This window comes from Streptomyces sp. MJM8645 (genome assembly GCF_001625365.1).
Lineage (GTDB): Bacteria > Actinomycetota > Actinomycetes > Streptomycetales > Streptomycetaceae > Kitasatospora.
This window is the reverse complement of sequence record NZ_LJJF01000001.1, coordinates 942,802-968,851: the sequence shown is the minus strand read 5'-3', so window position 1 is coordinate 968,851 and position 26,050 is coordinate 942,802. Positions and strand designations below refer to the sequence as shown.

The 26,050-nt window shown below is 73.9% G+C and carries 26 protein-coding genes; 11 read left to right on the top strand and 15 right to left on the bottom strand.

The annotated features are described in order from the left end of the window. The first annotated feature begins 9 nt into the window (after window positions 1-9). Together A6F73_RS03810 and A6F73_RS03805 are read left to right on the top strand one after the other, a co-directional pair. Entirely contained in the window at window positions 10-981 is a 972-nt protein-coding gene (locus A6F73_RS03810; RefSeq protein ID WP_079135409.1) for a slipin family protein, read from the top strand. 76 nt (window positions 982-1,057) lie between these two features. Then, a complete protein-coding gene (locus tag A6F73_RS03805; RefSeq protein WP_063346447.1) occupies window positions 1,058-1,516 on the top strand; it encodes a CBS domain-containing protein in 459 nt (152 codons plus the stop codon). A 63-nt stretch (window positions 1,517-1,579) separates the two neighbouring features. On the opposite strand, the gene A6F73_RS03800 is transcribed toward A6F73_RS03805, so the two are convergent. After that, entirely contained in the window at window positions 1,580-2,203 is a 624-nt protein-coding gene (locus A6F73_RS03800) for a TetR family transcriptional regulator C-terminal domain-containing protein (RefSeq protein WP_063346446.1), read from the bottom strand. A 79-nt stretch (window positions 2,204-2,282) separates the two neighbouring features. Here A6F73_RS03800 and A6F73_RS42805 point away from each other — a divergent pair, with 79 nt between their 5' ends. Then, a complete protein-coding gene (locus tag A6F73_RS42805; RefSeq protein WP_244293276.1) occupies window positions 2,283-3,320 on the top strand; it encodes a hypothetical protein in 1,038 nt (345 codons plus the stop codon). Here the strand turns inward: A6F73_RS42805 and A6F73_RS03790 are convergent. The 4 genes from A6F73_RS03790 to A6F73_RS03775 form a co-directional block, all read right to left on the bottom strand. Beyond that, window positions 3,317-6,238, bottom strand: a complete 2,922-nt coding sequence (locus tag A6F73_RS03790; RefSeq protein ID WP_208869050.1) for an FAD-binding and (Fe-S)-binding domain-containing protein — start codon at window positions 6,236-6,238, stop codon at window positions 3,317-3,319. The genes A6F73_RS42805 and A6F73_RS03790 overlap by 4 nt on opposite strands. A 174-nt stretch (window positions 6,239-6,412) precedes the next feature. Continuing rightward, window positions 6,413-7,417, bottom strand: a complete 1,005-nt coding sequence (locus A6F73_RS03785) for a glycosyltransferase family 2 protein (RefSeq protein WP_063346445.1) — start codon at window positions 7,415-7,417, stop codon at window positions 6,413-6,415. 202 nt (window positions 7,418-7,619) lie between these two features. Continuing rightward, entirely contained in the window at window positions 7,620-8,288 is a 669-nt protein-coding gene (locus tag A6F73_RS03780; RefSeq protein WP_107452815.1) for a transglycosylase SLT domain-containing protein, read from the bottom strand. Between the two features lie 539 nt (window positions 8,289-8,827). Further along, complete coding sequence (locus A6F73_RS03775) at window positions 8,828-9,679, bottom strand: EI24 domain-containing protein (RefSeq protein ID WP_063346443.1); 852 nt, start codon at window positions 9,677-9,679, stop codon at window positions 8,828-8,830. 143 nt (window positions 9,680-9,822) lie between these two features. On the opposite strand from A6F73_RS03775, the gene A6F73_RS03770 reads away from it, so the two are divergent. Next, a complete protein-coding gene (locus A6F73_RS03770) occupies window positions 9,823-10,620 on the top strand; it encodes a serine protease (protein WP_063346442.1) in 798 nt (265 codons plus the stop codon). Window positions 10,621-10,728: 108 nt separating this feature from the next. Here the strand turns inward: A6F73_RS03770 and A6F73_RS43870 are convergent, their stop codons facing one another. From A6F73_RS43870 to A6F73_RS03755, 3 genes are all read right to left on the bottom strand, one after another. Beyond that, entirely contained in the window at window positions 10,729-11,919 is a 1,191-nt protein-coding gene (locus A6F73_RS43870) for a helix-turn-helix transcriptional regulator (RefSeq protein WP_063346441.1), read from the bottom strand. Window positions 11,920-12,084: 165 nt separating this feature from the next. Continuing rightward, the gene (locus tag A6F73_RS03760) at window positions 12,085-13,524 is read right to left on the bottom strand and encodes an amino acid permease (protein ID WP_063346440.1); all 1,440 of its coding nucleotides are present in this window, start codon (window positions 13,522-13,524) and stop codon (window positions 12,085-12,087) included. 256 nt (window positions 13,525-13,780) lie between these two features. Beyond that, window positions 13,781-14,008, bottom strand: a complete 228-nt coding sequence (locus A6F73_RS03755) for a hypothetical protein (RefSeq protein WP_063346439.1) — start codon at window positions 14,006-14,008, stop codon at window positions 13,781-13,783. Between the two features lie 100 nt (window positions 14,009-14,108). Between A6F73_RS03755 and A6F73_RS03750 the strand changes: the two genes are divergently transcribed. Further along, window positions 14,109-15,161 carry a Ku protein gene (locus A6F73_RS03750; RefSeq protein ID WP_063346438.1) on the top strand — a complete coding sequence of 351 codons (1,053 nt, stop codon included), beginning with the start codon at window positions 14,109-14,111 and terminating at the stop codon, window positions 15,159-15,161. Window positions 15,162-15,205: 44 nt separating this feature from the next. After that, on the top strand, window positions 15,206-15,502 hold the full coding sequence (locus A6F73_RS03745; RefSeq protein WP_063346437.1) for a hypothetical protein: 297 nt from the start codon (window positions 15,206-15,208) through the stop codon (window positions 15,500-15,502). A 51-nt stretch (window positions 15,503-15,553) separates the two neighbouring features. Here the strand turns inward: A6F73_RS03745 and A6F73_RS03740 are convergent, their stop codons facing one another. Both A6F73_RS03740 and A6F73_RS03735 read right to left on the bottom strand, forming a co-directional pair. Next, the gene (locus tag A6F73_RS03740; protein WP_063346436.1) at window positions 15,554-16,942 is read right to left on the bottom strand and encodes an NADP-dependent succinic semialdehyde dehydrogenase; all 1,389 of its coding nucleotides are present in this window, start codon (window positions 16,940-16,942) and stop codon (window positions 15,554-15,556) included. A gap of 122 nt (window positions 16,943-17,064) precedes the next feature. Next, window positions 17,065-17,346 (bottom strand): DUF6158 family protein, encoded by a 282-nt coding sequence (locus A6F73_RS03735; protein ID WP_063346435.1) that lies wholly within the window; start codon window positions 17,344-17,346, stop codon window positions 17,065-17,067. Between the two features lie 173 nt (window positions 17,347-17,519). On the opposite strand from A6F73_RS03735, the gene A6F73_RS03730 reads away from it, so the two are divergent. After that, window positions 17,520-18,503: an adenosine deaminase gene (locus tag A6F73_RS03730; protein ID WP_063346434.1), complete on the top strand. Its 984-nt coding sequence runs from the start codon at window positions 17,520-17,522 to the stop codon at window positions 18,501-18,503. 99 nt (window positions 18,504-18,602) lie between these two features. Here A6F73_RS03730 and A6F73_RS03725 read toward each other — a convergent pair whose 3' ends face one another. From A6F73_RS03725 to A6F73_RS03710, 4 genes are all read right to left on the bottom strand, one after another. After that, on the bottom strand, window positions 18,603-19,220 hold the full coding sequence (locus A6F73_RS03725) for a vitamin K epoxide reductase family protein (RefSeq protein ID WP_063346433.1): 618 nt from the start codon (window positions 19,218-19,220) through the stop codon (window positions 18,603-18,605). Beyond that, entirely contained in the window at window positions 19,217-20,014 is a 798-nt protein-coding gene (locus tag A6F73_RS03720) for a thioredoxin domain-containing protein (RefSeq protein ID WP_063346432.1), read from the bottom strand. The genes A6F73_RS03725 and A6F73_RS03720 overlap by 4 nt, the downstream gene beginning before the upstream one ends. Window positions 20,015-20,112: 98 nt before the next feature. Beyond that, a complete protein-coding gene (locus A6F73_RS03715; RefSeq protein ID WP_063346431.1) occupies window positions 20,113-20,790 on the bottom strand; it encodes a hypothetical protein in 678 nt (225 codons plus the stop codon). A gap of 126 nt (window positions 20,791-20,916) precedes the next feature. Then, the gene (locus A6F73_RS03710) at window positions 20,917-21,369 is read right to left on the bottom strand and encodes an SRPBCC family protein (protein WP_063346430.1); all 453 of its coding nucleotides are present in this window, start codon (window positions 21,367-21,369) and stop codon (window positions 20,917-20,919) included. 134 nt (window positions 21,370-21,503) lie between these two features. On the opposite strand from A6F73_RS03710, the gene A6F73_RS03705 reads away from it, so the two are divergent. Beyond that, on the top strand, window positions 21,504-22,373 hold the full coding sequence (locus A6F73_RS03705; protein ID WP_063346429.1) for a DNA-formamidopyrimidine glycosylase family protein: 870 nt from the start codon (window positions 21,504-21,506) through the stop codon (window positions 22,371-22,373). Between the two features lie 80 nt (window positions 22,374-22,453). On the opposite strand, the gene A6F73_RS03700 is transcribed toward A6F73_RS03705, so the two are convergent. Further along, entirely contained in the window at window positions 22,454-23,314 is an 861-nt protein-coding gene (locus tag A6F73_RS03700) for an SAM-dependent methyltransferase (protein ID WP_079135406.1), read from the bottom strand. A 228-nt stretch (window positions 23,315-23,542) separates the two neighbouring features. Here A6F73_RS03700 and A6F73_RS03695 point away from each other — a divergent pair, with 228 nt between their 5' ends. The 3 genes from A6F73_RS03695 (at window position 23,543) to A6F73_RS03685 (ending at window position 25,940) form a co-directional block, all read left to right on the top strand. Then, complete coding sequence (locus A6F73_RS03695) at window positions 23,543-24,418, top strand: polysaccharide deacetylase family protein (RefSeq protein WP_063346428.1); 876 nt, start codon at window positions 23,543-23,545, stop codon at window positions 24,416-24,418. 177 nt (window positions 24,419-24,595) lie between these two features. After that, window positions 24,596-24,928 (top strand): hypothetical protein, encoded by a 333-nt coding sequence (locus A6F73_RS03690; protein WP_063346427.1) that lies wholly within the window; start codon window positions 24,596-24,598, stop codon window positions 24,926-24,928. 139 nt (window positions 24,929-25,067) lie between these two features. Further along, window positions 25,068-25,940 (top strand): sulfurtransferase, encoded by an 873-nt coding sequence (locus A6F73_RS03685; protein ID WP_063346426.1) that lies wholly within the window; start codon window positions 25,068-25,070, stop codon window positions 25,938-25,940. Window positions 25,941-26,050 lie beyond the last annotated feature (110 nt).

Genomic DNA, 26,050 nt, shown 5'->3' with positions numbered 1-26,050 from the left:
GAGGCCGCGATGATCGTCGATGCGGTGCTGGGTGCCATCGGGGGGCTGGTCGGGCTGGGGGCGATCTGGGCGGGCCTGAGCGTCCGGGTCGTCCAGCAGTTCCAGAAGGGAGTGGTGTTCCGCTTCGGCCGGGTGCGCAGGGATGTGCGCGAGCCCGGGCTGGTGGGGCTGCTGCCGATCGCGGACAAGCTGCGCAAGGTGAACGTGCAGATCGTGACGATGCCGATCCCGGCGCAGGAGGGCATCACCCGGGACAACGTGACCGTCCGGGTGGACGCGGTGGTGTACTTCCGGGTCGAGGACCCGGTGAAGGCGATCGTCAACGTGCAGGACTACCACTTCGCGATCTCCCAGGTGGCGCAGACCTCGCTGCGCTCGATCATCGGCAAGAGCGAGCTGGACGACCTGCTGGCCAACCGCGAACCGATCAACCAGGGGTTGGAGTTGATGATCGACAGCCCGGCGCTGGGCTGGGGCATCGAGATCGACCGGGTGGAGATCAAGGACGTCGCGCTGCCGGAGTCGATGAAGCGCTCGATCGCGCGGCAGGCGGAGGCCGAGCGGGAGCGGCGGGCGCGGATCATCACGGCGGACGGTGAGTACCAGGCCTCGGCCCGGTTGTCGGAGGCGGCGGCGGTGATGAGCGCGACCCCGGCGGCGCTCCAACTGCGGCTGCTGCAGACGGTGGTGGAGGTGGCGGCGGAGAAGAACTCGACGCTGGTGCTGCCCTTCCCGGTGGAGCTGCTGCGCTTCCTGGACAGCGCGACGGACAACCAGCAGCGGGCCGCGGTGAATGCCGCGGCGGCAGCGGCGAAGGCCGCCGAACGGGCCGCCGTGGAGCGGGAGGAGGCGGTGAAGGCGGAGGTCGAGCAGGACAGCTCGAAGCACGAACTCCCGCCGCTGGAGGAATTGTTGGACCAGTCGCCGCTGCCGGGCGCGGACGCGCCGGGCGGACGCGCGGAGCCGGACCAGGCGGCCTGACCGGCGCCCGGTGGCGGCCGCCGCGGGCCCGGACCAGGATGGACAGGGGGCGGAAGCCAGGCCAGGAGGCGGGACCATGACCAGAGCCAGCGACATCATGCACCCGGGCGCGGAGTGTATCCGCGAGCACGAGACGCTCGCCGCCGCCGCCCGGATCATGCGGGAACGACACGTCGGCGCGCTGCCCATCTGCGGGGAGGACGACAAGCTGCTGGGCATCGTGACCGACCGCGACATCGTGCTGCGCTGCGTCGCCGAGGGCCGGGACCCGGCCGGGGTGACGGCGGGCGAGCTGGCCCTGGGCCGGCCGATGACGGTGGAGGCGGACGAGGACGCGGAGCAGGTGCTACGGGTGATGGAGCAGTACCGGGTGCGCCGGCTGCCGGTGATCAACCACCCGGAGCACAAGCTGGTCGGGATGATCAGCGAGGCGGACATCGCGCGCGGGCTGCCGCAGGCCCGGGTCGCGGAGTTCGTGTCGGCGGTCTGCGCGGAGGAGGCGCCCGCGGAGGAGGCGGCCAAGGCCGGGGCCTGACGGCGTCGGCTGATCCGGGCCGGGGGGTCAGTGCCAGCTGTGGCGGATCAGGGACGCGGCGAATCAATCAGGGCATCGTCCGGCCAGCGTGTCGAGGTGGCGGTGCAGCACGGCGCGCAGTTCGTCCGGGCCGACCAGGTCCGGGTGCTGGACGGCCTGGAGGGTGAGGCCGTCGAGCAGGGCGGAGAGGCGGCGGGTCTCGACGGCGAGGTCGAGGTCGGGCGCCAGGGCGCCGGATCGTTCGGCCTCCGTCAGGACGCGGTGGATCAGCTCGTCCAGTCCGGCCTGCAACTCGGCGGCGCGGGAGCGGAGTTCGGGGCGGGTGCGGGCGGCGGTGACGAAGGACAGCCAGAGCGCGGACTCCTCCCGGCGCTCGGCGTCCAGGGGGAGGGTCTCGGTGAGGAGTTCCTCGACCTGTGCACGGCGGTCGGTGTCGCCCTCCGGGTCGAGCAGGGTGCGGGCGTGGGTGCGGATGCGGCTGTCGATGCGGCGGGCCAGCTCCTGCATCGCGAAGATCATCAGTTCGGAGCTGCCGGCGAAGTAGTGCCGTACCGAGCCGATGGCGAGCCCGGCCTCGTCCGCGACGTTGCGCAGCGAGGCGCGTTCCAGCCCCTCTCGGGCGGCGACGCGGAGCACGGCGTCGGCGACGGCCTGGCGGCGTTCCGCGGGGTCCACGATCTTGGGCATGTTGCCGTTATAGCACGGTCGAGCTAAATTGCTGATTTAGCATGGTCGAGCTAAAAAACTCCCGGGGAGGGGTGTGCCGATGAACGTCTGGCTGCAAGCGGGGTTGATCGCCGTCGTGGTCGTGGTGGTGGTGATCCGGCGGCTGCGTGGGGAGCCGCTCAACGCTCGGGACCTGTTCGCGCCGCCGGTGGTGCTGACCGCGATCGGGTTCTGGTCGCTGGTGCGGCACCCGGGTCTGGGTGCGGGTGACTATGCCTGGGTGGCCGCCGGTGCCGCGCTCGGCGTCGGACTCGGGGTGCTGCGCGGCATCACCGTCACGCTGTTCGAGCGCGACGGTGTGGCGTGGCAGCGGTACACCGGCCGGACTTTCCTGGTGGCCGCCGGCTCCCTCGCGGTGATGGCGGGCTTCGGCCTCCTCGCCGGCCGCTTCGGTCTCGCTCCGGATGCCCGGCCGGTGCAGTTGTCGATCGGCGTGGGCTTCCTCGGTGAGGCCCTGGCGGTCGGCTGCCGGGTGCTCGTCGCGGGTCTTCCCTTCGCGCCCGAGCGGCGGGGCTCGAATCGGACGGTAACTTTGGTTGTCGTATGCCGGTTCGGTAACTATGGTTGTCGCATGACATCGATCGAGATCACCCCCGAGGAGCGGTCCGAGCTGGCCAGGGCGCTCGGTGACGCCCTGAACCCCCTTGCCAGGGCTGTTCGTTCGCGCGAGACCGGGCTGCCCGAGGACCGGATGTGGAACGCGGACCCGGCCGAGGTCGCGCTCTCCGTCCTCGCCACCTGGAAGGTGGTGGACGCGGAGGTCAAGCGGCTGACCGCGATCGCGGCGGCGACGGCGGGTTCCTACGGTGCGAGCTACGAGCAGCTGGGCGCGGCCTGGGGCATCACCCGGCAGGGTGCCCGGAAGAAGTGGCCGGAGGCCCGCCCGGCGGCGCCGCACGGCACGCTCGAACTGTTCGGCGGAACAGCCGAGTTGGAGCAGGAGGCGGAATCCGGCGACTGGCGCTGGGCGGGCGTCGGCGCCGACGGCGCGCGCGGCGCGGCCGACCGCGGCTATCCGACGAAGGAGGAGGCCGCGGCCCGCGCCGGGGCCTTCCTCGGCGAGCACGCCGCGCCCTAGGAATGCTCCCGAAGCGCCCGGGCGATCAGTTCCGCCAGGTGCAGGGCCTGGCGGCCCTGGGCGAGTTGGGAGATCTGGGTACGGCAGCTGAAGCCGTCGGCCAGGATCACCGTGTCGGGGGCGGCGGCCCGGACCTCGGGGAGCAGGACGCGCTCGGCGATCGCCTCGGACACCTCGAAGTGGCCCCGCTCGAAGCCGAAGTTGCCGGCCAGGCCGCAGCAGCCGGAGTCCAGCACCCGGTTGTGCAGGCCGAGTCGGGCCTCGACCCGGCGGTCGGCGGCGCTGCCGAGGACGGCGTGCTGGTGGCAGTGGGTCTGGGTGACGGCGTCCAGCGGGACCTGCGGGAGCGGGGCGTCGGAGGCGTACTGGTCGAGGAACTCGGCGAAGGTGCGGGTGCGTTCGGCGAGCGGGCGGCCGTCCGGGCCGAGCAGCCGGGGCAGGTCCTCGCGCAGGGCGGCGGTGCAGCTCGGGTCCATCCCGACCACCGGGGTGTCGGCGGGCAGTCCGGTGTCGGCCAGCGTCCGCAGGCTTCGCCGCAACACCCGGCGGGCGGTGCCGAGTTGGCCGGTGGAGTACCAGGTCAGGCCGCAGCAGACCGGGCCGGCGGGCAGCCGCACGTCGAAGCCCAGGTGCTCCAGCACCTCGACGGCGGAGCGCAGCACGTTCGGCTGGAGGTGGTCGGAGAAGGTGTCCGGCCACAGCAGCACCGGCCGTGCCCCCGCCGGGGCCGGGTGCGCGGCGCGGTGGCGGCGGTACCAGCGGGTGAAGGACTCCGGCGGGAGGACCGGCAGCACCCGGCGCCGGTCGATCCCGCCGAGCAGTTTGAGCAGCCCGGCGGCCGGGGAGCGGGCGAGGGTGTTGGCGGCGCCGGGGGCGAGGGCGGCGGCCCGCAGCCAGAGCGGCAGCCAGCCCATCGAGTAGTGGGCGAGCGGGCGCGGGCGGTGCCGGTAGTGCTGGTGGAGGAACTCGGCCTTGTAGGTCGCCATGTCGACATGGACCGGGCAGTCGCTCGCGCAGCCCTTGCAGCTCAGGCAGAGGTCCAGGGCCTCCCGGACCTCCGTCGAGCGCCAGCCGTCGGCGATCGCCGCGCCGCCCTGGCGGCCGGGAGGTGCCGCCATGCCGCGCAGCATCTCGGCCAGCAGCCGGGCCCGGCCCCGGGTGGAGTGCCGTTCCTCGCCGGTGGCCATGTAGCTGGGGCACATCACCCCGGTGTTCGGGTCCACGCACTTGGCGACGCCGACGCAGCGGTGCACGGCCTTGGCCAGGCTGCCGCCGTCCTGATCGTACGGGAGGGCGAGCGGCAGCGGGCGGCGCGGGGCGGTGACGAAGCGCAGGTCGGCGTCGAGCGGGCGCGGGTCGACCAGCGCCCCCGGGTTGAGCAGGTGCTCGGGATCCCAGATCCGTTTGAACTCGCCGAACAGGGCGATCACTTCGGGTGGGTACATCCGGGGCAGCAGCTCGCCGCGGGCCTGCCCGTCGCCGTGCTCGCCGGAGAGCGAACCACCGTAGGAGACCACCAGGTCGGCGGCCTGCTCCAGGAACTCCCGGAAGACCAGCACCCCGGCGGGCTCGTCCAGCGGGAAGTCGATCCGCAGGTGCACGCAGCCGTCGCCGAAGTGCCCGTACGGCACGCCGTGCAGGCTGTGCCGGCGCAGCAGGGCGCGCAGGTCCCGCAGGTAGTCGCCGAGGCGCTCGGGCGGGACGGCGGAGTCCTCCCAGCCGGGCCAGGCCTCGCCGCCGCCGGGCAGCCGGGTGACGATGCCGGCGCCCGCCTCCCGGACGGCCCAGAGCTGGCGCTGCTCGGCCGGGTCGGTGACGAGGGCGACGGAGGCGGAGCGTTCGCGGCGCACCGCGTCGGCGAGCCGGCGGGCGGCCTGGTAGGCCTCGACCGGGGTGGCGCCGCCGGTCTCCAGGAAGAGCCAGCACTCGCCCGCGGGCAGCCGGTCCAGCGCGGGCGGTCGGGGGCCGGCGGCGAGCAGTGCGGCGATCAGGTCGGCGGACATGCCCTCGGCGGTGAGCGGCCCCAGCGGCAGCAGCGCGGGGACGGCGTCGGCGGCGGCGCCCTCGTCGGGGTAGCCGGCCACCACCAGGGCGCGCGCGGGCGGTTCCTCGACCAGCCGGACGGTCGCGCCGAGCAGCACCGCGCAGCTGCCCTCGGTGCCGGTGAGCGCGCGGGCCAGGTCGTGGCCGTGCTCGGGCAGCAGGGCGTCCAGCGGGTAGCCGGAGGTGCGGCGGGGCAGCGCGGGCAGGCCCTGGCGGATGGTGGCGAGGTTGCGGTCGGTGAACTCCTGGAGCTGCCGGTGGAGTTCGCCGGGCCGCCCGGGCAGGGCGCGGAGCGCGGCGCGCTCCTGCGGGGTGAGCCGGCCGCCCACGGTCAGCTCGGTGCCGTCCGCGAGCAGCAGCTCCAGCCGCTCGACGTTGTCCGAGGTGCGCCCCCAGGCGAGCGAGTGCGAGCCGCAGGAGTCGTTGCCGATCATGCCGCCGAGGGTGCAGCGGCTGTGCGTGGACGGGTCGGGGCCGAAGCGCAGCCCGTACGGCCGGGCGGCGCGCTGGAGGTCGTCCAGCACGGTGCCCGGCTGGACCCGGGCGGTGCGGGCCTGCGGGTCGACGTCCAGGACGGCGCCGAGGTGGCGGCGGAAGTCCAGCACCACCGCGCCCGGGCCGATCGCCTGCCCGCCGATGCTGGTGCCCGCCCCGCGCGGCACCACCGGCACGCCGTACTGACGGCAGAGCGCGACGGCGGTGCGGACGTCGTCGAGGTCGGCGGGTTTGACCACGCCGAGCGGCAGCTGCCGGTAGTTGGACGCGTCGTGGCTGTAGACGGTCCGCTCGGCGGTGCCGAAGCGGACCTCCCCGCGCAGTACGGCGGCCAGTTCGCGGGCCAGCTCGGCCCCGGGGGCTGCGGACGGACGGCTCACCAGGGACCTCCGGGCGGGTGCGGCGACGGCTCCGGCCGATCATGGCAGCCGCGCGCCCGCAGGGGTACCGGCCACGACCGGGGTACCGCCGATGGGGTGTCGGTCGGCGGCCGCCCGGACAGGACCTCGGCCCCGCCGCCTGCGGAGGCGGGGTCGCGCACGTGCGGAGTCCAGTCACCGCCGCCCGGTGAGCGTGCCGCGGGCGATGTGGGAGAGCTTGGCCATCTCGAACGCCGGGTAGGCGCCGCCGGCCAGCAGCGAGAACTTGATCCCCTCGCGGCCGCCGGGCCGCCGGTGGCCGGGTGGCTGGAAGCGCCGGTGGTGCTCGGCGGCCCGGTGGAAGAACTGCGGCCGCTCGGCGCGGGTGACGCACCCGGCCAGGTCGAAGACGAACAGGTAGTGCCGGATCATCCGGACGAACAGCGCGTCCCGCACCGCGTACAGGTGCGGCTGGTCCTCCAGCAGCGCGAAGCTGCGCTCGTACTGGTCGAAGAGGTCGAACACGCCGCTGCCCGGGGAACCGGTGGGGTGGACGGTCTCCCGGCGGCGCAGCTGCACGCACTCGCGCGCCAGCGCGGCGACGCGGCGGGCGCCGAGCAGTGCCGCGTGCACCACCGGGATCTCCTCGTACCGGCCGTCGGGGAAGGCCAGCCGCAGCTCCTCCCAGTGGCCGCGGCGGATCAGCCGGTCCCAGACCAGCGGCGGCGCGCCGAACAGGGCGGGCTGGTCGAAGGGCTCGAACACCTCGGGGCCGGCCTCGGCGAGCAGTGCCTCCGCCCCGCCCGGCCAGTCCCGGCCGTTGTGCCGGCGGGAGTGGCCGAACAGCAGCAGATCCACCGGGCCGGTCTGCCCGAGCCGGTCGGCGAGGGCCTGCAGCGCGTCCTGGGGCAGCTGGTGGTCGGCGTCCAGGAACAGCAGGTACTCGCCGGCGGCCCGCGCCGCCCCCGCGTTCCGGCTCACCCCGACCCCGACCGCCGCGTTGAGGTGCAGGACCGACAGCCGCGGGTGCCGGGCCGCGTACGCGTCGGCGAGCTCGCCCGCGGCGTCGGGGGAGCGGTCGGCGACCACGATCACCTCGACGTCCTGGAGGGACTGCGCGAACAGCGAGTCCAGGCAGTCCGCGAGCTGTTTGTGCTGGTCGTAGGCGGGGAGCACGACGCTGATGAGGGGTGAGGGCATGACGCCGGAGCGTAAGAGGACGCGCTGACCGTGGCAAAGCCCTGACGGTGCGTAATACCGAGCAATTCCCGCCAAATCGTACGACCGTACGCCATATCTTCACGCGGCCTGCCGGACGCGTCCACGACAGCCGGAACGCGCGGGGCCCGCGACGCGTGGTGCGTCGCGGGCCCGGGGTGCGTCGAGGCTCGGCAGCCTCGGTTTAGTACCAGTGGTGGTTCTGCCAGAACGACCAGGCGGCGCAGGGGCTGCCGTAGCGGGAGTTCATGTAGTCCAGGCCCCACTTGATCTGGGTGGCCGGGTTGGTGCGCCAGTCGGAGCCGGCCGAGGCCATCTTGCTGCCGGGCAGCGCCTGGACCAGGCCGTACGCGCCGGAGGAGGCGTTGACGGCGAGGTGGTTCCAGCTGCTCTCGCGGGACACGATGTTGCTGAAGCACTGGAGCTGGCCGGCCGGGACGAGCTGCGCGGCGATCTGCTGCGGGCTGCCGGTGAGGGCCGGGGCGCTGGTGAGGTCCTGGCGCGCCTGGGAGCGGGAGGCGGCGGCGTCCGCGTCGGCCTTGGCCTTGGCGTCCGCCTGGGCCTTCGCGTCGGCCTCGGCCTGCGCCTGGGCGGCGGACTCCGCCTCGGCCTGGGCCTGCGCCTGGGCCTGGGCGTCCTGAGCGGCCTGGTCGGCGGCGGCAGCAGCAGCGGTGTCAGCCTGGGCCTGGTCGGCGGCCGCCTTGTCGTCCACCGTGACGGCGGCCGCGGGGGCGGCGGCCTCGGTGGTGCTCCCGGCCTGCGGGAGGGCGAGGGCGGCGGTGGCGGCGCTCGCGACGACGAGGGTGGCGATGCCGGTGATCAGGGAGTTGCGGCGGGCATGGCTGAGCTGCATGAAGCGGACAATCCTTTTCCGTCGGGGGCCGTGCCGGTGGCACCGGGTGCGGGGCATCGCACGGGCGCCCGGGTGAGCGGGGCCCGCGCGGCCGTCCGGGACGGCCGTGGTGCCCCGGCGGAAGTGGCGGGGCGGGTCGGCTGCGCGGCGGGCGGGGCCGGCTGCGCTGCCTGGCGACGGGCCATTCTTCGCAGGGCCGGGGACGGGTGGCAAAGGCAGGTGCCACTACGGCGGGTAGTAGCCGCAGGGTGGCTGCGGCGAGACGCGGTGATGGGTTTGGGGGAATTTGTCCGACTTGCGTACTTGTGGGTCGAAGGTCGGTGGCGCGAGCGGAATGCGTGGGTGTGAGGTGCGGTGGCCTGCGTTCTTCGAGGCATTCCGGGCAGCCCGACGCGGGACGGGAGCCCGTGCCGGGGGGTCGGCCGGCGCCCGGGCCGTAGCCGTCCACTATCGGGGGCAGTAGACGGCGAACCCCGTGTGGGCGGCCTCACACCTCCGGCCGGCCGGGATCGGCGCAGGGTGACCGGCCGGTCACCGCTTCAGGAGGTCGCGTACGGGTTCCCGGTGGCGGGCCGGGAGGCCGGCTCCGCCGCCGATTCCTGCTCCTGCTCCTGCTCGTCCGCCGTGGCCGCGTCGTGGACCGGGTCGAGGGCGAGGTCGCGGGCGAGGTCCCGGGCCAGCAGGGTGGCGCCCGCGACGGCCCCCGGCATGGCGAGCACCGTCACCAGCGGAACCAGGAACGCCAGGATCAGCGGCGTGCCGAAGCCCAGCGCCAGCCCGAGCCGGGCGCGCAGCAGCCGGATCCGCTCACGCTGCGGCACCCCGCGCCGCTGGAGGGCGACGGCGACGAGCTCGACGGTCAGGAAGAAGCCGGACACCAGGAAGCCCAGCGCCGGCACCACCGTCTGCCCGATCACCGGGATGAAGCCGCAGGCGAACAGCACCACGCCGAACGCGGCCACCCGCGCCAGGACGGAGGCGCTGTCCCGTACCGCGATCACCAGTTCGCGCCACAGCGGCGAATCCGGCGGGGTGGGCGCACCGCCCTCGGTCTCGTCGACCTTCGCGGACAGCGCCTCGTAGAAGGGCTGACCGACCAGCAGCGTGACGGCGGTGAAGGTGAGCAGCGAGAGCAGCAGGCCGCCGCCGAAGGCGATCGCGGCGAGCGCGTCGCGCAGCAGGCCCTGCCAGGGCGAGCTCCAGTGGTCGGCGAACGGGGTGGCCCAGTCGGCGAGGTCCTTCGACCAGCCGCCGAGGAAGACGAGCGCGACGGCGTACCCGGCCAGGGTGAGCAGTGCGGGCAGCATGCCGAAGCCCCACCAGCGGCCGTGCCGACCCACCCACTTCTGGCCCCCGACCAGGTACTTCATCCCCGCCACAAGATCTCGCATGGGCGATCACCTTAGGGCTTTCCCGTCCGGAACCCCGCATTGCCGTGTTCCTGCCAGTTTCGACCGGCAGGGTCGGGCCCCTCCTGTCGCGACGCCTTCGGGGCCACCCTCGGTGCTCCCCGACCTGTCAGTGGAGGAGTCTGATGAAGCGTCAATTCGGCAGATTCATCGTGTTGTTGGCCGCACTGGTGCTCGGCACCGGCGCGCTGGTGCTGCCCGCCGCCGCCTCGCCCGCACCCTCGGCGCCGTCGCCGGGCGTGGTCGGCGGCACGCGGGCGGCGCAGGGCGAGTTCCCGTTCGTGGTGCGGCTCTCGATGGGCTGCGGCGGCGCGCTCTACACCCCGCAGATCGTGCTCACCGCCGCCCACTGCGTCAACGGCACCGGCGCCGACACCAGCATCACCGCGACCGCCGGCGCGGTCGACCTGCGCAGCGGCAGCGCGGTCAAGGTCCGCTCGACGTACGTGTACCAGGCGCCCGGCTTCTCCGGTGCGGAAAGCGGCGACGACTGGGCGCTGATCAAGCTGGCCTCGCCGGTCGGCGGCAGCCAGGTGAGCACGCTGCCGACCACCGACTCCACCGCCTACGACAGCGGCACCTTCACCATCATGGGCTGGGGCGCCGCGACCGAGGGCGGCGCGCAGCAGCGCTACCTGCTCAAGGCCACCGTGCCGTTCGTCGACGACGCCGCCTGCGCCAACGCCTACCCGGGCCTGAACAGCGCGGCCTCGCTCTGCGCGGGCTACGTCGACCAGGGCGGCGTCGACACCTGCCAGGGCGACTCCGGCGGGCCGATGGTCCACCGGGACGCGGCCGGCCGCTGGGTCCAGGTCGGCATCGTCAGCTGGGGCAACGGCTGCGCCCGGCCCGGCTACCCGGGCGTCTACACCAAGGTCAGCACCTACGCGGCCGACATCGCCTCGGCGGCGGCCGGGCTCTGACGCCGACCGCCGAAGAGCCGAAGAACCGAAGAGCCGGAGCGCCCGGAGAATCCCCACCGGGCGCTCCGGCGCGTCCGCGGTCAGCGGTCAGCGGTCAGCGGTCAGCGGTCAGCCGTCCGCCGGGGGCCGGTGCGCCGTCGAGCCGCCCAGCCAGGCCCGGGCCCGGCGCCGCTCGTAGGCGATCCGGCCGGTGGCGTCCGGCGGCAGCCGGGAGAGGACGGCGGCCGCGGCCTCGTGGCGCCCGGCCCGGGCGTACGCCCCGGCGAGGCGGCCGGCGACCAGGGCGTGGTCGTGCGGGTGGGCGGCCTGGTCCAGGCGCCCCAGGGCGGCGCCCAGGTGGGCCACCGCCGCGTGCGCGTGGGCGGTGCGGCCGGTGCGGACGGCGAGGTCCCGGTGGCAGGTGCCGTGGGCGACGCCCAGCACCAGGGCCGCTCGGGCGGCCCCGGGCACCGGCTCGCCGGCCCGCAGGGCGGCCTCGGTCAGCCGTTCGGCGTCCGCCATCGCCCGCCACGTCTCGGGCGCCGCGCCGGCCAGCGCGTGGGCGTGCGCCTGGGCGAGGGCGGCCCAGGCCCGCAGGCCGGGCAGGGTGCGGGCGGTGGCGTGGGCGGCCTCGGCCAGGGCGAGCGCGGTGGCCGGGTCGCCGCTCCACCAGTGCAGGGTGCTCTGCCGGGCGAGCAGGGCGGCCGCGGTCGGCTGGTCGTCGGCGGCGCGGGCCCATTCCAGTCCGGCCGCGTACCAGCCGAGCGCGCGGGTGCGGCGGTCCCCCTCGAAGTGGGCCCAGCCCGCGAGTTCGGCGTAGCGGGCGGCGAGCGAGCGGACGGCGGGGGCGGTTTCGCGCGGGGCGGCGTGCTGCCAGGCGGCCAGGGTGCGGGCGTGGTGTTCGAGGACGGTGGCCAGCTGTTCGCCGCCGGTGTGGGCGGCGGCCGCGCGGTAGACGTCGAGCAGGTGGCCGAGCACGGCGAAGGTGGCGGCGTCCGGTCGGCCCGGCGGGGGCCCTGTGCCGCTCTCGCCGAGGGGCGGCAGGGTGGGGGCGGCGAGTTCGCCGAGGTGTTCCCGCTCCTGCCGGACGGGCTGCCACAGGGCGGCCAACTCGCCTCCGGTGAGCAGGAGTTCGTCGGCCCGGGCGGGGAGCCCCGGCGGTGGCCAGCGGCGGGCGTTCTCCACTCGGCTGATCAGTGAGTTGTGGTAGCCGAGCAGGCGGCCGAGTTCGGCCTGGCTGAGTCCGCGGGCCTCGCGCCAGTGGCGCAGCCGGTGGCCGAAGCGCAGGCGCGCGGACGCGGGGGCGGGGAGGGGTGGCAAGGGGTCTCCCGGGGGGTGGGGGAGCGCTCGTGGGGGAGCGCCATGCCCAGGTATCCCCCTTGACGTGCCATTGTCAAACTGTGGTTCGTGTCCGGCGAACGGCACCGGGCCCGGGAGCCTCCGCAACGGCTCCCGGGCCCGGCACTGTCGCGCGGCGCGGACGGGTCAGGACCCCGCCGCCACCGCGGCCCGCCGCCGTCGGCCCACCACGGCCGAGGCCGCGAGCACGATCGCCGCGGCGACCAGCGACAGGTACATCTGCTTGCGCCCGTCGGCGTCGGTGAACATGTACGCCACCACGAACCCGATCATGCCGATGGCCGTCCAGGTCAGGTAGGGGTACAGCCACATGCGGACGGTCAGCCGCTCGGGAGCCTCCCGCTCGATGATCCGGCGCATCCGCAGCTGGGAGAAGCAGATCACCAGCCAGACGAACAGCGCAACCGCGCCGGAGGAGTTGAGCAGGAACGCGAACACCGTGTCCGGCGAGGTGTAGTTGAAGAACACCGCGACGAAGCCGAAGACCACCGAGGACAGGATGGCCACCCGCGGCACGCCCCGCTTGGTCACGGTCGCGAAGGCCTTGGGCGCGTCCCCGCGCTGGCCGAGCGAGAAGGCCATCCGGGAGGCCGTGTACATCCCGGAGTTGAGGCAGGACAGCACGGCCGTCAGCACGATCACGTTCATCACCTGGCCGGCGCCCGGGATGCCCACGTGCTCCAGCACCGCCACGTACGGGCTGCCCTTGACGGCGTCCGAGTCCCACGGCAGCAGGGTGACCACGAGCAGGATCGAGCCCAGGTAGAAGATCCCGATGCGCCAGATCACGCTGTTGGTGGCCTTGCTGACCGCGCGCTCCGGGTCCTCCGACTCGCCCGCGGCCAGGGTGACGATCTCGCTGCCCATGAAGGCGAAGACCACCGTGAGCATGCCGGTGAACACCGCGCCCACGCCGTGCGGCAGGAAGCCGCCGTGGCCGGTCAGATTGCTGGTGCCGACCGCGTGGGTGCCGGGCAGCACGCCGAAGACGGCGAGCGTGGCGATCACCAGGAACGCGGCGATCGCCACCACCTTGATCCCGGCGAACCAGAACTCGAACTCGCCGTAGGAGGCGACCGAGAACAGGTTGGTGGCGGTCAGCACCGCCATCACGAGCAGCGCGAACGCCCACTGCGGCACGCCGGGCATCCAGGCGTTGAGGATCTTCGCGCCGGCGGTGGCCTCCACCGCGAGCACCACGACCCAGAAGAACCAGTAGAGCCAGCCGATGGTGAACCCGGCCCAGCGGCCGAGCGCGCGGTCCGCGTACGCCGAGAACGAGCCGCTCTGCGGGTCGGCCGCCGCCATCTCGCCGAGCATCCGCATCACCAGCACGACCAGCACACCGGCCAGCGTGTAGGAGAGCAGGATGCCCGGCCCGGTGGAGGCGATGCCCGCGCCGGAGCCGACGAACAGGCCGGCGCCGATCACCCCGCCGATGGCGATCATCGACAGGTGGCGGTTCTTGAGTCCCGCCTTCAGATGGCCCTCGCCGCCGTGCCCGGGCGGCCCGGCCTGCTGGGGGACCTGGGCGGCTGCCGCAGGCCTGGTGGTGTCCGCACTCATCAGATGAGCCCTGTGCCTTTCCAGCGCGCGGCGCGACCCTCGGCTCGTTGCGCCGGAGGGTGGGGGACGGACCCGCGCATTGCGGTGCAACCTAACTTCTACGGCCGAGTATCGGAACAGAGCATCCGTAAATGTTCGGTAACCGGACATAAAAAGCCAGGTCAGAGCGGGTGGAAAAGGGGTGCGAAAAGCTCAAATCTGACGCACCGCCAATGCGTCGGCGGCGCTCGGGGCCCGGTCGGAGCCCTGTCGCGGCTCACGGCCCGCGCAGGTCCAGCACGGTGATCCGCGCCGCGTCCGCGGGCCGGCCGGTCAGCCGCGCCGCCAGGATCCGGGGGATGTCGCCCTCCTGCGAGTACCCGGGAACCACCTCGACCTCCGCCCGCCGCACGCCGGCCTCGCCCCGCACCGCGTACACCACCCGGTACACGGTCCGCTCCGGCGGCGGCGGCGCTGCGCCCTGCCCACGGCTCCGGACGGTCATCGGCATCGACCTCCTCGGCTCATTGTCGGCCCGGTGTGGCCGATCGGGGCAAACCCAGGCACAGTGGGATTCTCGGCACGCTCCGGGAAGGAGCGACCCCATGCAGACCACCTGGAAGGGGACGATCAGTTTCGGGCTGGTCAGCATCCCCGTCCACCTCTACTCGGCCACCCAGGAGCACGACGTCCCGTTGCACCAGGTGCACGCCAAGGACGGCGGACGGGTGCGGATGAAGCGGTACTGCGAGCGGGAGGAGAAGGAGGTCCCGTACGCGGAGATCGCCAAGGGCTACGAGTCCCCCGACGGCCGGACCGTCACGCTCACCGACGAGGACCTCGCCGACCTGCCGCTGCCCAGCAAGAAGATCATCGACGTGCTGGCCTTCGTGGACGCCGGCGAGATCGACCCGCTGATGTTCTCCAAGGCCTACTACGTGGGCGTCGCCGACCAGGCCGCCGCCAAGCCGTACGCCCTGCTGCGCGACGCGCTCACCGCGTCCGGGCAGATCGCCGTCACCAAGATCGCGCTGCGCACCCGGGAATCCCCGGCGGTGCTGCGGGTGCACGACGGCACGCTGGTGCTCCAGACCTGCATCTGGCCCGACGAGGTCCGCCCCGCGGCCGGCATCGCGCCCGAGGGGGACGTCACCGTCCGGCCGCAGGAGCTGAAGATGGCGCGGTCGCTGATGGACACCCTCTCCGAGGACTTCGACCTCGCCCAGTTGCACGACGACTACCAGCAGGCGCTCCAGCAGGTGATCACGGCCCGGTTGGAGGGCGTCGAGCTCCCGCACGAGGAGGAGCCGGGCGAGGCGCCCGACAACGTGATCGACCTGATGGAGGCGCTGCGCAGCAGCCTCAAGCGGGCCAAGGGCGGGCGGGGGCACGCCGCCGGGCCCGACGCGGGGCCCGACACGGACGAACCGGAGGACGAGCAGCCCGCGACCCGCAAGCGCGCCCCGGCGAAGAAGCCCGCCGGGTCGGCGGCCGCCGCCGGGAAGGCCGCCCCGGCGAAGAGGACTGCCCCGGCGAAGAAGACCGCGACCGCGAAGACCGCGACCGGAGAGGCCACGACCGCAAAGTCCGCGACCGGAAAGGCCGTGGCGGGAAGGACCGCGACCGGAAAGTCCACGGCTCCGCGCAAGGCCTCCTGAGCCCCGCGGATCCGGCAGCCCCCCGAGAACCGGAGGCGATCCCGATGGACCTGCTGACCTACAAGGAACTCGACACCGACACCGACGCCGACCCCGAGGCCCCGCCGCAGCGCCGGAGCCCGGCGCAGCGGGCCTGGCACTGGCTGCTGAGCCTCAACCCGACCGCCGTGGTGGTCATGGTCGCGCTCTCGCTCGGCCTGGGCATGGTCGCCGCCCAGGTGAGCTGGCTGCCGATGCTGGTGCTGATGGCCATCGTCTGGGGAGCGACCGTCCTCGCCCTGGTCGGCGTGGTCGCCCGCTGGATGACGCCCGGCCGGGGCAGGCACCGGGTGGCGTCCTGACCCGGCCGGGTCCGAGCCGGGCTCGGTTCGTGCCTGCGGATCCGGGGGTGCTCAGCCGATCCACACCGTGGTGATGTTGCAGAACTCCCGGATCCCGTGCCCGGACAGCTCCCGGCCGAACCCGGAGCGCTTGACGCCGCCGAACGGCAGCGCCGGGTGGGAGGCGGTCATCCCGTTGAAGAACACCCCGCCGGCCTGGATGTCGCGGACGAAGCGCTCCTGCTCGCCCTCGTCCCGGGTCCAGACGTTGGAACTGAGCCCGAACGGCGTGTTGTTGGCGAGCGCCACCGCCTCGTCCAGGTCGGCGACCCGGTAGACCGTGGCGACCGGGCCGAAGGTCTCCTCCTGGTGGATCCGCATGGCCGGGGTGATGCCGGTCAGCACCGTCGGCTCGTAGAAGTAGCCGGTGTCCCAGCCCTCCGGGCGTCCGCCGCCGCACTCGACCCGGGCGCCGTGGGTGCGGGCGTCCTCGACCAGCTCCTCCAGGTCGTCCCGGCCCTGGCGGCTGGCCAGCGGGCCGACGTCGGTCGCCTCCTCCATCGGGTCGCCGACGCGCAGCGCCCGCATCGCCTCGGTGAAGGCGGTGGTGAAGCGGTCGTACACGTCGGTGTGCACGATGAAGCGCTTGGCGGCGATGCAGGACTGCCCGTTGTTCTGCGCCCGGGCCCGGACGGCGGTGCGCACCGCCGCGTCCAGGTCGGCGCTGGGCAGCACCACGAAGGGGTCGCTGCCGCCCAGTTCCAGGACGGCCTTCTTCACCTCGTCGGCGGCGGTGGCGGCGACCGCCCGCCCGGCGGGCTCGCTGCCGGTGAGCGTGACCGCGGCCACCCGGCGGTCCCGGATCACGCCCTCGACCGCGCCCGAACCGATCAGCAGGGTCTGGAAGCAGCCCTCCGGGAAGCCGGCCCGGCGGAACAGCTCCTCCAGCGCCAGCGCCGTCCGGGGCACGTTGGAGGCGTGCTTGAGCAGGCCGACGTTGCCCGCCATCAGGGCCGGCGCGGCGAACCGGACCACCTGCCAGAACGGGAAGTTCCACGGCATCACGGCCAGCACCGCCCCGAGCGGGCGGTAGCGGACGTAGGCACGGGCGGCGCCGGAGTCGGCGACGTCGGCCGGGGCCGGGTGCTCGTCGGCGAGCAGTTCCTCGGCGCGGTCGGCGTACCAGCGCATCGCCGTGGCGCACTTGGCGGCCTCGGCCCGGGAGGCGGTGAGCGGCTTGCCCATCTCCTCGGTCATCGTGCGGGCGATCGCCTCCCGGTCCTGGTCCAGCAGGTCGGCGGCGCGGCGCAGCAGGTCGGCGCGGGCGGCGAAGGGGGTGGTGCGGTAGCTGTGGAACGCGGCCTCGGCGCGGGCCAGCCGCTGCTCGATGCCGGCCGCGTCGAGCGGTTCGAAGGTCTCCAGGATCTCGCCGGTCGCGGGGTTGACGCTGGCGATGGGCATGCGGGGCTCCCAGGGGGGTCGGGGTCCGGTGCGTCTGCGCCTCTCACCCTCCCCGACGGCCCGCCCGGGGCACGCCACCACCGCCCGGCGTGTCCCGCCGGGCGGTGGTGGCGCGGGCACGTCTACTCGGGCAGCGACTCCACCCGGGCCGCCGCCTCGCGGGCCCGGGCACCGGCCCTGGTCCGCCCGGCCGTCACCAGCCGGCCGGGAAAGCGGTGCAGGTACTCGGCCTCCAGTTGCCCGGTGCGCAGGGTGTGCCGCTTGAGGGCTTCCTCCGAGCCGTACAGGAAGGTCTCGTGGCGCGTGCGGTGCAGCTGTTCCAGCTCGTGCAGGAGCGTGTCGTTGCCCAGGGCGTGCGGGGAGACGCCCGCAGGCCGGATGTGCGGATCCTCGACGTGCCGCATCTGGTACCTCCTCGGCGGAAGCCCCCTCCTCCAGGGTGCCCGCTGCCCCCGGCCGGTGCACCAGTTCGGGTGGCCGGGAGCGCGCCCGTCAGGCCAGTCGTGATCGAACGGATCGTAGGATGAATGCTTCTGGACTCATCGCTCCCGCCCCCTACAGCTCGGACAGATCCCCCATGCCGCTCCCCAAGGCCGAACTCCACCTCCACATCGAAGGCACCCTGGAGCCCGAACTCGCCTTCGCCCTCGCCGCCCGCAACGCGGTCACGCTGCCCTACGCCGACACCGAGGCGCTGCGGACGGCGTACTCCTTCAGCGACCTGCAGTCCTTCCTGGACCTGTACTACGCGCTGATGGCCGTGCTGCGCACCGAGGAGGACTTCGCCGACCTCGCCGACGCCTACCTCACCCGGGCGGCAGAGGCGGGGGTGCGGCACGCGGAGATCTTCTTCGACCCGCAGGCGCACACCGCGCGCGGCGTGCCGCTCGGCGTGGTGGTCGACGGCCTGACCCGGGCGCTGGCGCGCAGCGAGGAGCGGCACGGGATCAGCACCCAGCTGATCATGTGCTTCCTGCGGGACGAGTCCGCCGAATCCGCGCTGGAGACCTTCGAGGCCGCCCGCCCGTACTTCGACCGGATCGCGGGCATCGGCCTCGACTCGGCCGAGGTCGGCCACCCGCCGGCCAAGTTCCGCGAGGTCTACCGGCGGGCCGCCGAGGCCGGGCTGCGCCGTGTCGCGCACGCGGGCGAGGAGGGCCCGGCGTCCTACATCACCGAGGCGCTGGACGTGCTCGGCGTCGAGCGGATCGACCACGGCCTGCGCTGCCTGGAGGACGGCGAGCTGGTCGCTCGGCTGGTCCGCGAGCAGGTCCCGCTGACGCTCTGCCCGCTCTCCAACGTCCGCCTGCGGTGCATCGACACCCTCGCCGACCACCCGCTGCGCGAGATGCTGGAGGCCGGCCTGCTGGTCACCGTCAACTCGGACGACCCGGCGTACTTCGGCGGCTACGTCGACGACAACTTCCGGGCCGTGCAGCAGGCCCTCGCGCTCGACGAGGAGACCCTGCGCCGGCTCGCCGCCAACTCCTTCCGGGCCTCCTTCATCGACGACGAGCGCCGGGCCGAACTGCTGGCCGAGGTCGAGGAGTTCCGCTTCTAGGCGCTGTCCTGGGCGGCATCTGACGGCCGGCCGCCCGGCCCCGGAGCGTAGGGCCCGGGGCCGGGCGGACGGGTCTGCCGAACGGTCGGCCGAACGAGGTCAGAGCAGGGTGCTCCAGTAGTACCAGAACCGGTTGAGGACCAGCAGGGCGATCACCGCGTACCAGAGCGCCGGGACGACCCAGTGGTAGCGCGCCGCCTCGCGGACGACCGGGCGCAGGGCGCGGCCGGTGGGGATGATCCCGGAACGCAGGTTGTGCAGGGTGGTGTACCAGAACAGCGGGATCATCGCGGCCCAGACCACCATGCAGTACGGGCAGAGCGCGCCGATCCGGTAGAGCGCCTGGTACATCAGCCAGGTCACGAAGCCGATGCCGAAGACCGTCCCGGCCTGGAGGCCGAGCCAGAACCAGCGCCGGTACGCCGCCCCGGCGAGCAGCCCGGCGCCGATCGCGATGACGACCCCGAAGCTGACCAGGCCGAGCAGCGAGTTGGGGAAGCCGAAGGCCTCGGCCTGGTCGCTGCGCATGATCGAGCCGCAGCTGATGATCGGGTTGATGTTGCAGGAGGGGACGTACGACGGGTCCTTCAGCAGCCGGATCTTGTCCAGGGTGAGGACCGAGGAGGCGAACAGGCCGACCGCGCCGCCGATCAGCAGCAGCCAGGCGAACGGGCGGCTCGCGCCGTACGTGCGCGCGGCGGGGGCGGCGGCCGTCATCCGGTCACCTGCTTGACCATCGCGGTGAACTGCTCGGGCGTGGCGGCCTTGCCGCCGGTGAGGACGTCCAGCTTCTTGCCGTCCAGCTTGACGGTCGGGGTGCCGGTGACGTCGCTCTTGTTGAACTCCTCGTTGACCTTGGCCGCCCACGGCGCGTAGGTGCCGTCCTGGACGGCCTTGACGAAGCCGTCGGTCTTCAGCCCGGGCACCTGCCCGGCCAGGTCGAGGAGGTGGTTGACGTCGCCGAAGCCGTCGGTGCGCTCGTCGGGCTGGTTGGCGTAGAGCACGTCGTGGAACTGCTTGAACTTGTCCACGCCCTCGTTGAGCGCGGCGCCGGCGGCGGCCAGCGCGGTGCGCGAGCCCTTGCCGCCGAGGTTCTTGTCCAGGAACGTCGCCAGGTGGTACTCGATCTTGTACGTGCCGTCGTCGGCGAGCTGCTGGATGGCCTTGCCGGTGGTGGTCTCCAACTGCTCGCAGAACGGGCAGCGGAAGTCCTCGTAGATCTCCAGGGTGTGCGGGGCGTCGGCCTTGCCGTAGGTGATCACGGTGCCGTCCTGGCCGCCCGTGTTGGCGGGGACGACCAGCGGGCCGCTCGCGGCCGCGTCGGCGGAACCGGAGCCGGAGGAGCCGCCGACGGCGAAGGCCACACCCGCCACGAGGGCGAGCACGGCGGCGGAGGCGCCGCCGACCACGACCCGGCGGCGGATCCGGTCGGAGCGCTCGGCCTGGGCGCGGGCGGCGCGCATACGGTCGGTGGCGTTGGTCTTGGCGGCGGCCTTGCGGGTGTTGCTCATGAGGTGTCGTCCTGTGCTCTCGGGCGTGCGGGGGTGCGGGCGCGCGGGGCGCGCGGCGAGAGGACCGGCCGGGAGCGGCGCCGAGCGGCGCGCGCCTGTCAGCAGGCCAGGGCGAGCGCCGGCGGACCGCGCCGGACGGTCGGGCGGACGACGACGTCCTCGGCCGGGACCAGGGCCCGGCTGGCCCGGGGGAACGGCACCCGCGCCACCGGACGGGCCGGGACGGGCGCGGCGAGCAGCCGCAGCCAGCGGGCGGCGGCCGGCAGGTGCCGGTGCAGGAAGTCGCCCAGCATCCGGACGGTGCGGGCGAGGCCGGCCAGCGCGGCGTCCGCGCGGCGCAGCCAGAACGCGCCGGCCAGCGCGATCGCGGCGTGCAGCAGCAGGAGCAGCAGGACGCCGATCTGCTGGGAGACGCCATGGCCGAGCAGGAACCCGCCCAGCGAACCGCCGCCGCACAGCAGCGGCTGGAAGCCGCGCGCGGAGCCGGGCGGCAGGGACGGGCAGGCGGTCTGCGCGAAGTCGAACAGCGCGCTGACGCCCAGCTCCAGCGGCAGGAACACCGCCGCGACCGCCGGGTAGCCGCGCTCGCGGCCGGCCAGCGCGTACGCCACCGCGAACACGGCGACGCAGGCCAGGGCCATCGGGCCGGCCGGCAGCGCGCGGCCGGTGACCAGCACCTGGCCGAGCCCGGCGAGCAGCACGACCAGCGCGGCGAAGACCGCCGCGCGGAGCGTCCTGGTGACCGGGCCGATGTCCATGGCATCCGAGTCTGCCACAGGTTGAAAGTGAAACGGTCGGGCCGGAGGTCCGCTGTGAAGAGCCTCACCACCGGCGCTGAGCTGGGCTTATGCGGCCCTTACGCGGGCCTGCCCGCTGTGTTCACCCGGGCCTGCCGGCCGTGCTCACCCGCGTCTGACCGCCGCGCCGACCCGATCCTCGACCAGTTCCCGGAAGTGCTCCAGGTCGTCCCGTACGGTCCGCTCGATCGCCCCGGCCAGGGCGAAGCCGCGCGGCCCGCCGAACGCCTCGTGCATCGCCTCCGGGTCGTACTCCACCCGGATCTGCAGCCGGGTGTGCCGGGCGTCCAGCGGCAGCAGCGCGAACGCGCCGTGCAGGCGCGGTTCGTCGAGCGTCCGCCAGGACATCACTCGGCCCCGGCCGCGGTCGGTGATCTCGGTGTCCACCGCCCGCTCGGCGCCGTCGACCTCCACCCCGAGGTGTGCCAGGTTCCGCCCGTGCGGGTGGGCGCTGCGGACGCCGTCGACGAACTGCGGGTACTCGTGCACCCGGTGCAGCTGCTCCCAGGCGACGAGGACGGGGACGGCGAGGTCGATCTGTTCCTCAAGGATGCTCATCACGGTGCTCCGTGGCGGGGGCGCAGGGGGGCGCTGGGTACGGCGCGCAGTTCCAGCCTGCGCCCCGCGCGGGAGCCGGGCAAAGGCGCGCCCCCGGGCGGGCGGCCGCCGCGGGGCTGCGGGAGACTGGGCGCATGCCGGAGCTGCCCGAGGTCGAGGCGCTGAGTGACTTCCTGTCCGAGCGGCTGACCGGGCGCGTCATCGCCCGGGTGCAGCCGGTCGCGATCAGCGCGCTGAAGACGTACGACCCGCCGGTCACCGCGCTGGAGGGGCGGACCGTCGGCCCGGTGACCCGGCGCGGCAAGTTCCTCGACATCGAGGCCAGCGGCCTGCACCTGGTGATCCACCTGGCCCGGGCCGGCTGGCTGCGCTGGAAGGACGGCCTGCCCGCCGAACCGCCGCGCCCGAGCCCGAGGAACCCGCTGGCGCTGCGGCTGCGCCTGGCCGGGGAGGCCGGCGACGGCTTCGACCTGACCGAGGCGGGGACGAAGAAGGGCCTCGCGGTCTACGTGGTGAAGGACCCGGCCGAGGTGCCCGGGGTGGCCCGGCTCGGCCCCGACCCGCTGGACCCGGCGTTCACCCTGGCGGACTTCGCCGCCCTGCTGAGCGGCGACCGGCGCCGGCTCAAGGGCGTGCTGCGGGACCAGGGCGTGCTGGCCGGGGTGGGCAACGCCTACTCGGACGAGGTGCTGCACGCGGCCCGGATGTCCCCGTACAAGCCGGCGTCCAGCCTGACCGAGGAGGAGGCGGCGCGGCTCTACGAGGCGCTCGGCGCCACGCTGCGCGGCGCGGTGGAGCGCTCGCGGGGGCTGGCGGCGGGGGAGCTCAAGGCGGAGAAGAAGCTGGGGCTGCGGGTGCACGGCCGGACCGGCCTGCCCTGCCCGGTCTGCGGGGACACCGTGCGCGAGGTGTCCTTCGCGGACTCCTCGCTGCAGTACTGCCCGACCTGCCAGACCGGGGGGAAGCCGCTGGCGGACCGGCGGCTGTCGCGGCTGCTGAAGTGAGGGCGCGGGCGGGGTGGGGGCTGCTGGGGTGAGGGCGCGGGTGGGGCGGGCCTGGTGCGGCCCGCCCCGCCCGGCCGGGTTCAGCGCTTGACGGCGACGCCGCCCCAGTAGTACGCGGCCTTCGGGTCGGCCGGCGGCTCGCCGTCCGGGCGCCAGGCGAGGACGGGGGAGAGGCCCGGCTCGACCAGGTCCCAGCCGTCGAAGAAGCGCAGGACGTCGTCGTGGGTGCGCGGGACGAGGGTCATGCCGCCGGCCCGGGCGGCCTCGGTGACCTTGCCGACCGCCTCCGGGTCGAAGTCCTGGGTGGGGGTGGTGAGGGCGATGCAGCTGCCGGCGGGCAGGGCGTCGCGCAGGGCGGCGACCCGGCCCCACGGGTCGTCCTCGTCGGCGATGAGCATCAGCACGGCGATCATCAGCAGGCCGACCGGCTGGGTGAGGTCCAGCGTGGCGGTGAGCGCCGGGTCGGTGAACAGTTCCTCGGGCTTGCGCAGGTCGGCGTGGATGTAGGTGGTCCGGCTGGCCGGACTGGACACCATCAGGGCGCGGGCGTGGGCGAGCACGATCGGGTCGTTGTCGACGTAGACCACCCGGGTGCCGGGGCTGACCGCCTCGGCGATCTCGTGGGTGTTGGGCGACGTGGGGATGCCGGTGCCGAGGTCGAGGAACTGGCGGATGCCGTGTTCCCGGGCGAGGTGGCGGACGGCCCGGCCCTGGAAGGCGCGGTTCGCCTTGGCCATCTGCTTGACGCTCGGCACGGCCTCCTCGATGGCCTGCCCCATGGCGCGGTCCGGCGGGAAGTTGGTCTTGCCGCCCAGCCAGTAGTCGTACACGCGCGCCGAGTGGGGGGCGGTGGTGTCGACGCCGAACCGTTCCCACTGGCTCAGCTCGGCGGGGTCGTCGTCGGGCCGGCCCTGGTCCGGGATGTCCTGACTTGTCGTCATGGCCACGTCCTCTGATGGCAGATCATCACACTGGGGAAGGCACAGCGTAGCGGTCGGGAGGGGAGGGCGGGCGTCCGGTCGGGGAAGTCGCGGGGAAGCCGGGGGTGGGCGGGGTGTGCTTGCGCCGTCGGAGTGGTGATCGGGTCCGTCTGAGGCGCCATCGGGGAGCGGCGGCGACACACGGGGGAAGCATTCAGAATGCTGTCAGATCATCAGATTTACTCACAAATGCCCAAACGAACGCCCTCGCGGCGACTGCTGCTGGTCGCGGCCGGGATGTCCCTGCTCGGGGCGGCCGGCTGCGGGAGCCCCTGGAGCGGCGCGGACGACGCCGGGGCGGGCGCTACGGCGCGGCCGCCGGGGGCCGCCCCGGAGGCCCCCGGGGCGGAGGCGGCCCAGGCCGCCGCCTCCGGTGCGCCCTCCGCCGCGCCCCCGCAGGCCGCCCCGGCCCCGCCGACACCCGCCGCCGCCCCGCCGCCGATGCCCGCCCGCCGGCGGCTCACGGAGGAGGAGGCCAAGCCGGTCAACCAACTCGACCCGGGCCAACGGGTGGTGGGGCTCACCATCGACGACGGGCCGGATCCCCGGTACACGCCGACCGTCCTGGCGCTGCTCCAGCAGTACGGGATCCGGGCGACCTTCTTCCTGGTCGGCGAGTGCGCCGCCGAGAACACCGGGCTGGTGCGGGAGATCGCGGACCGCGGCCACCACATCGGCAACCACACCTGGACCCACCCCGACCTGCGGCACATGTCCGACGAGGCGGTGCGGGACGAGCTGGAGCGCACCTCCGACCTGCTGTACCGGACCACCGGGCGCCAGCCGTCCTGGTTCCGCGCGCCCGGCGGGGACTGGTCGCCGGTCGCGATCAGGGTGACCACCGAACTCGGGATGCGGCCGATGGGCTGGACGGTGGACCCGGAGGACTGGGCCACGCCAGGGACCTCGGTGATCACCGAGCGGATCCTCAAGAACGTCCGGCCCGGGTCGATCGTGCTCAACCACGACGGCGGCGGCGACCGGTCACAGACGGTGGCGGCGCTGAAGGCGTACCTGCCGGTGCTGATCGACCAGGGGTACTCCTTCTCGGCCCCGGCGAACTGAGTGCGGGCGCGGGGCGGCGGGTGCGGGTGACGGTTCTCGGCAGAAGTCGCGGCTTTGCCGCTTAAACCACCTGAAAGAGTGGATTGGGAGAACCGTTTCTGCTGATTTTTGGCCTCTAGGGTGATCTCGCATCAATGCATCAGGTACCGCCAGGTACCTCCTGAAAGGCCATCAATCATGCGTCTCCGCAACACCGCACTCGCCGTCGCCAGCGCCGTCGCCCTCATCCTCGCGGTCCCGACCTCCGCCAACGCCGCCACCGGCGACTTCCTCTACAAGGTCGGCCGCCTCCCCGGCGTGCCGGCCGGGCTCGCGGACCCGGAGAGCCGCGAGTGCATCAACCTGTTCGGGGCCACCGAGGCGGACCCGGCCTTCGCGCCGGAGAACCTCACCCGCTCGACGGCGACGGTGTTCCTGGACTTCGACTGCGAGGGCGACGTCTACTACGTCATGAACCCCGGCAAGAAGCTCGGCGACCGGCTGAAGCTGCGCTCCGTGATCTTCTCCTGAGCGGGGTGGCCCGGGCCGGGCGGTCGGCGTAGCGTCGAACTGTCCGGCCCGGTCGCCGGCGCCCCGCCGTGCCCGTGCGCGGCTCGCTGTGCCCCTGGTCGGGCGCCGAAAGCCTGGGCAGAGCGAAGGAGGGCCTGGGATGACCGGCAACGGCTACGCACACCCCGAGGCGCTGGTCGGTACCGAGTGGCTGGCCCACCACCTGGACGACGGGACGATCCGGGTCGTCGAGGTGGACGAGGACACCACCGCCTACGACCGGGACCACATCCCCGGCGCGATCGGCTGGAACTGGACCACCGACCTGCACAGCCAGGTCGGCCGCGACTACGCCGACCGGGAGGGCGTCCAGCACCTGCTGCGGGCGGCCGGCGTGGAGGACGACACCACCGTGGTGCTCTACGGCGGCAACAACAACTGGTTCGCCGCGTACGCCTACTGGCTGCTGCGGCTGCGCGGCTTCGGCCCCGTGCGACTGCTGGACGGCGGGCGCAAGAAGTGGGAGCTGGAGGGGCGCGGGCTCACCGAAGAGGTGATGGACTACCAGCACACCGCCTACCGGCTGACCGGGCCCGAGCGCCCGGAGCTGCGGGCGCTGCGGGACGAAGTGCTCGGCAAGGCCGAGCTGTTCGCCAAGCCCGGCTCGGACGCGGTGCTGGTCGACGTCCGCTCGCCCGCCGAGTACCGGGGCGAGCTGATCGCGCCGCCGCACCTGCCGCAGGAGCAGGCGCAGGTGCCCGGGCACATCCCCGGCGCGGTGAACGTCCCCTGGTCGCAGGCGGCCAACGACGACGGGTCGTTCCGCTCGGCGGAGGAACTGCGGGCGCTGTACGGGGGGAAGGGTGTGGAACCGGAGCGCGAGGTGATCGCGTACTGCCGGATCGGCGAACGGTCGGCGCACACCTGGTTCGCGCTCACCGAGCTGCTGGGGTACCCGCACGTGAAGAACTACGACGGCTCGTGGACGGAGTACGGCTCGCTGGTGCGGGCGCCGGTGACGCTCGGCGGGTGAGGGGGGCGGGGGCCGGGGCGTGAGGGGCGGGTGGGGCGCAGGGGGTCCCCGGGGTGTGTGGCGGTGTCGCGGCGGCGCCATGTCGGCCTGTTTCTTTTCATGAACATCTC

Bases quoted from the DNA above. Each gene is read 5' to 3' on its own strand.
- A6F73_RS03785 (WP_063346445.1), bottom strand. From the start codon at position 7,417: ATGCCCTCACCCCTCATCAGCGTCGTGCTCCCCGCCTACGACCAGCAC.
- A6F73_RS03710 (WP_063346430.1), bottom strand. From the start codon at position 21,369: ATGAGCATCCTTGAGGAACAGATCGACCTCGCCGTCCCCGTCCTCGTC.
- A6F73_RS03720 (WP_063346432.1), bottom strand. From the start codon at position 20,014: ATGAGCAACACCCGCAAGGCCGCCGCCAAGACCAACGCCACCGACCGT.
- A6F73_RS03780 (WP_107452815.1), bottom strand. From the start codon at position 8,288: ATGCAGCTCAGCCATGCCCGCCGCAACTCCCTGATCACCGGCATCGCC.
- A6F73_RS03740 (WP_063346436.1), bottom strand. From the start codon at position 16,942: ATGCCCATCGCCAGCGTCAACCCCGCGACCGGCGAGATCCTGGAGACC.
- A6F73_RS03705 (WP_063346429.1), top strand. From the start codon at position 21,504: ATGCCGGAGCTGCCCGAGGTCGAGGCGCTGAGTGACTTCCTGTCCGAG.
- A6F73_RS03760 (WP_063346440.1), bottom strand. From the start codon at position 13,524: ATGAGTGCGGACACCACCAGGCCTGCGGCAGCCGCCCAGGTCCCCCAG.
- A6F73_RS03725 (WP_063346433.1), bottom strand. From the start codon at position 19,220: ATGACGGCCGCCGCCCCCGCCGCGCGCACGTACGGCGCGAGCCGCCCG.
- A6F73_RS03770 (WP_063346442.1), top strand. From the start codon at position 9,823: ATGAAGCGTCAATTCGGCAGATTCATCGTGTTGTTGGCCGCACTGGTG.
- A6F73_RS03700 (WP_079135406.1), bottom strand. From the start codon at position 23,314: ATGACGACAAGTCAGGACATCCCGGACCAGGGCCGGCCCGACGACGAC.
- A6F73_RS03690 (WP_063346427.1), top strand. From the start codon at position 24,596: ATGCGTCTCCGCAACACCGCACTCGCCGTCGCCAGCGCCGTCGCCCTC.
- A6F73_RS03745 (WP_063346437.1), top strand. From the start codon at position 15,206: ATGGACCTGCTGACCTACAAGGAACTCGACACCGACACCGACGCCGAC.
- A6F73_RS03735 (WP_063346435.1), bottom strand. From the start codon at position 17,346: ATGCGGCACGTCGAGGATCCGCACATCCGGCCTGCGGGCGTCTCCCCG.
- A6F73_RS03750 (WP_063346438.1), top strand. From the start codon at position 14,109: ATGCAGACCACCTGGAAGGGGACGATCAGTTTCGGGCTGGTCAGCATC.
- A6F73_RS03755 (WP_063346439.1), bottom strand. From the start codon at position 14,008: ATGACCGTCCGGAGCCGTGGGCAGGGCGCAGCGCCGCCGCCGCCGGAG.
- A6F73_RS03805 (WP_063346447.1), top strand. From the start codon at position 1,058: ATGACCAGAGCCAGCGACATCATGCACCCGGGCGCGGAGTGTATCCGC.
- A6F73_RS03685 (WP_063346426.1), top strand. From the start codon at position 25,068: ATGACCGGCAACGGCTACGCACACCCCGAGGCGCTGGTCGGTACCGAG.
- A6F73_RS42805 (WP_244293276.1), top strand. From the start codon at position 2,283: ATGAACGTCTGGCTGCAAGCGGGGTTGATCGCCGTCGTGGTCGTGGTG.
- A6F73_RS03775 (WP_063346443.1), bottom strand. From the start codon at position 9,679: ATGCGAGATCTTGTGGCGGGGATGAAGTACCTGGTCGGGGGCCAGAAG.
- A6F73_RS03730 (WP_063346434.1), top strand. From the start codon at position 17,520: ATGCCGCTCCCCAAGGCCGAACTCCACCTCCACATCGAAGGCACCCTG.
- A6F73_RS03695 (WP_063346428.1), top strand. From the start codon at position 23,543: ATGCCCAAACGAACGCCCTCGCGGCGACTGCTGCTGGTCGCGGCCGGG.
- A6F73_RS03800 (WP_063346446.1), bottom strand. From the start codon at position 2,203: ATGCCCAAGATCGTGGACCCCGCGGAACGCCGCCAGGCCGTCGCCGAC.
- A6F73_RS03810 (WP_079135409.1), top strand. From the start codon at position 10: ATGATCGTCGATGCGGTGCTGGGTGCCATCGGGGGGCTGGTCGGGCTG.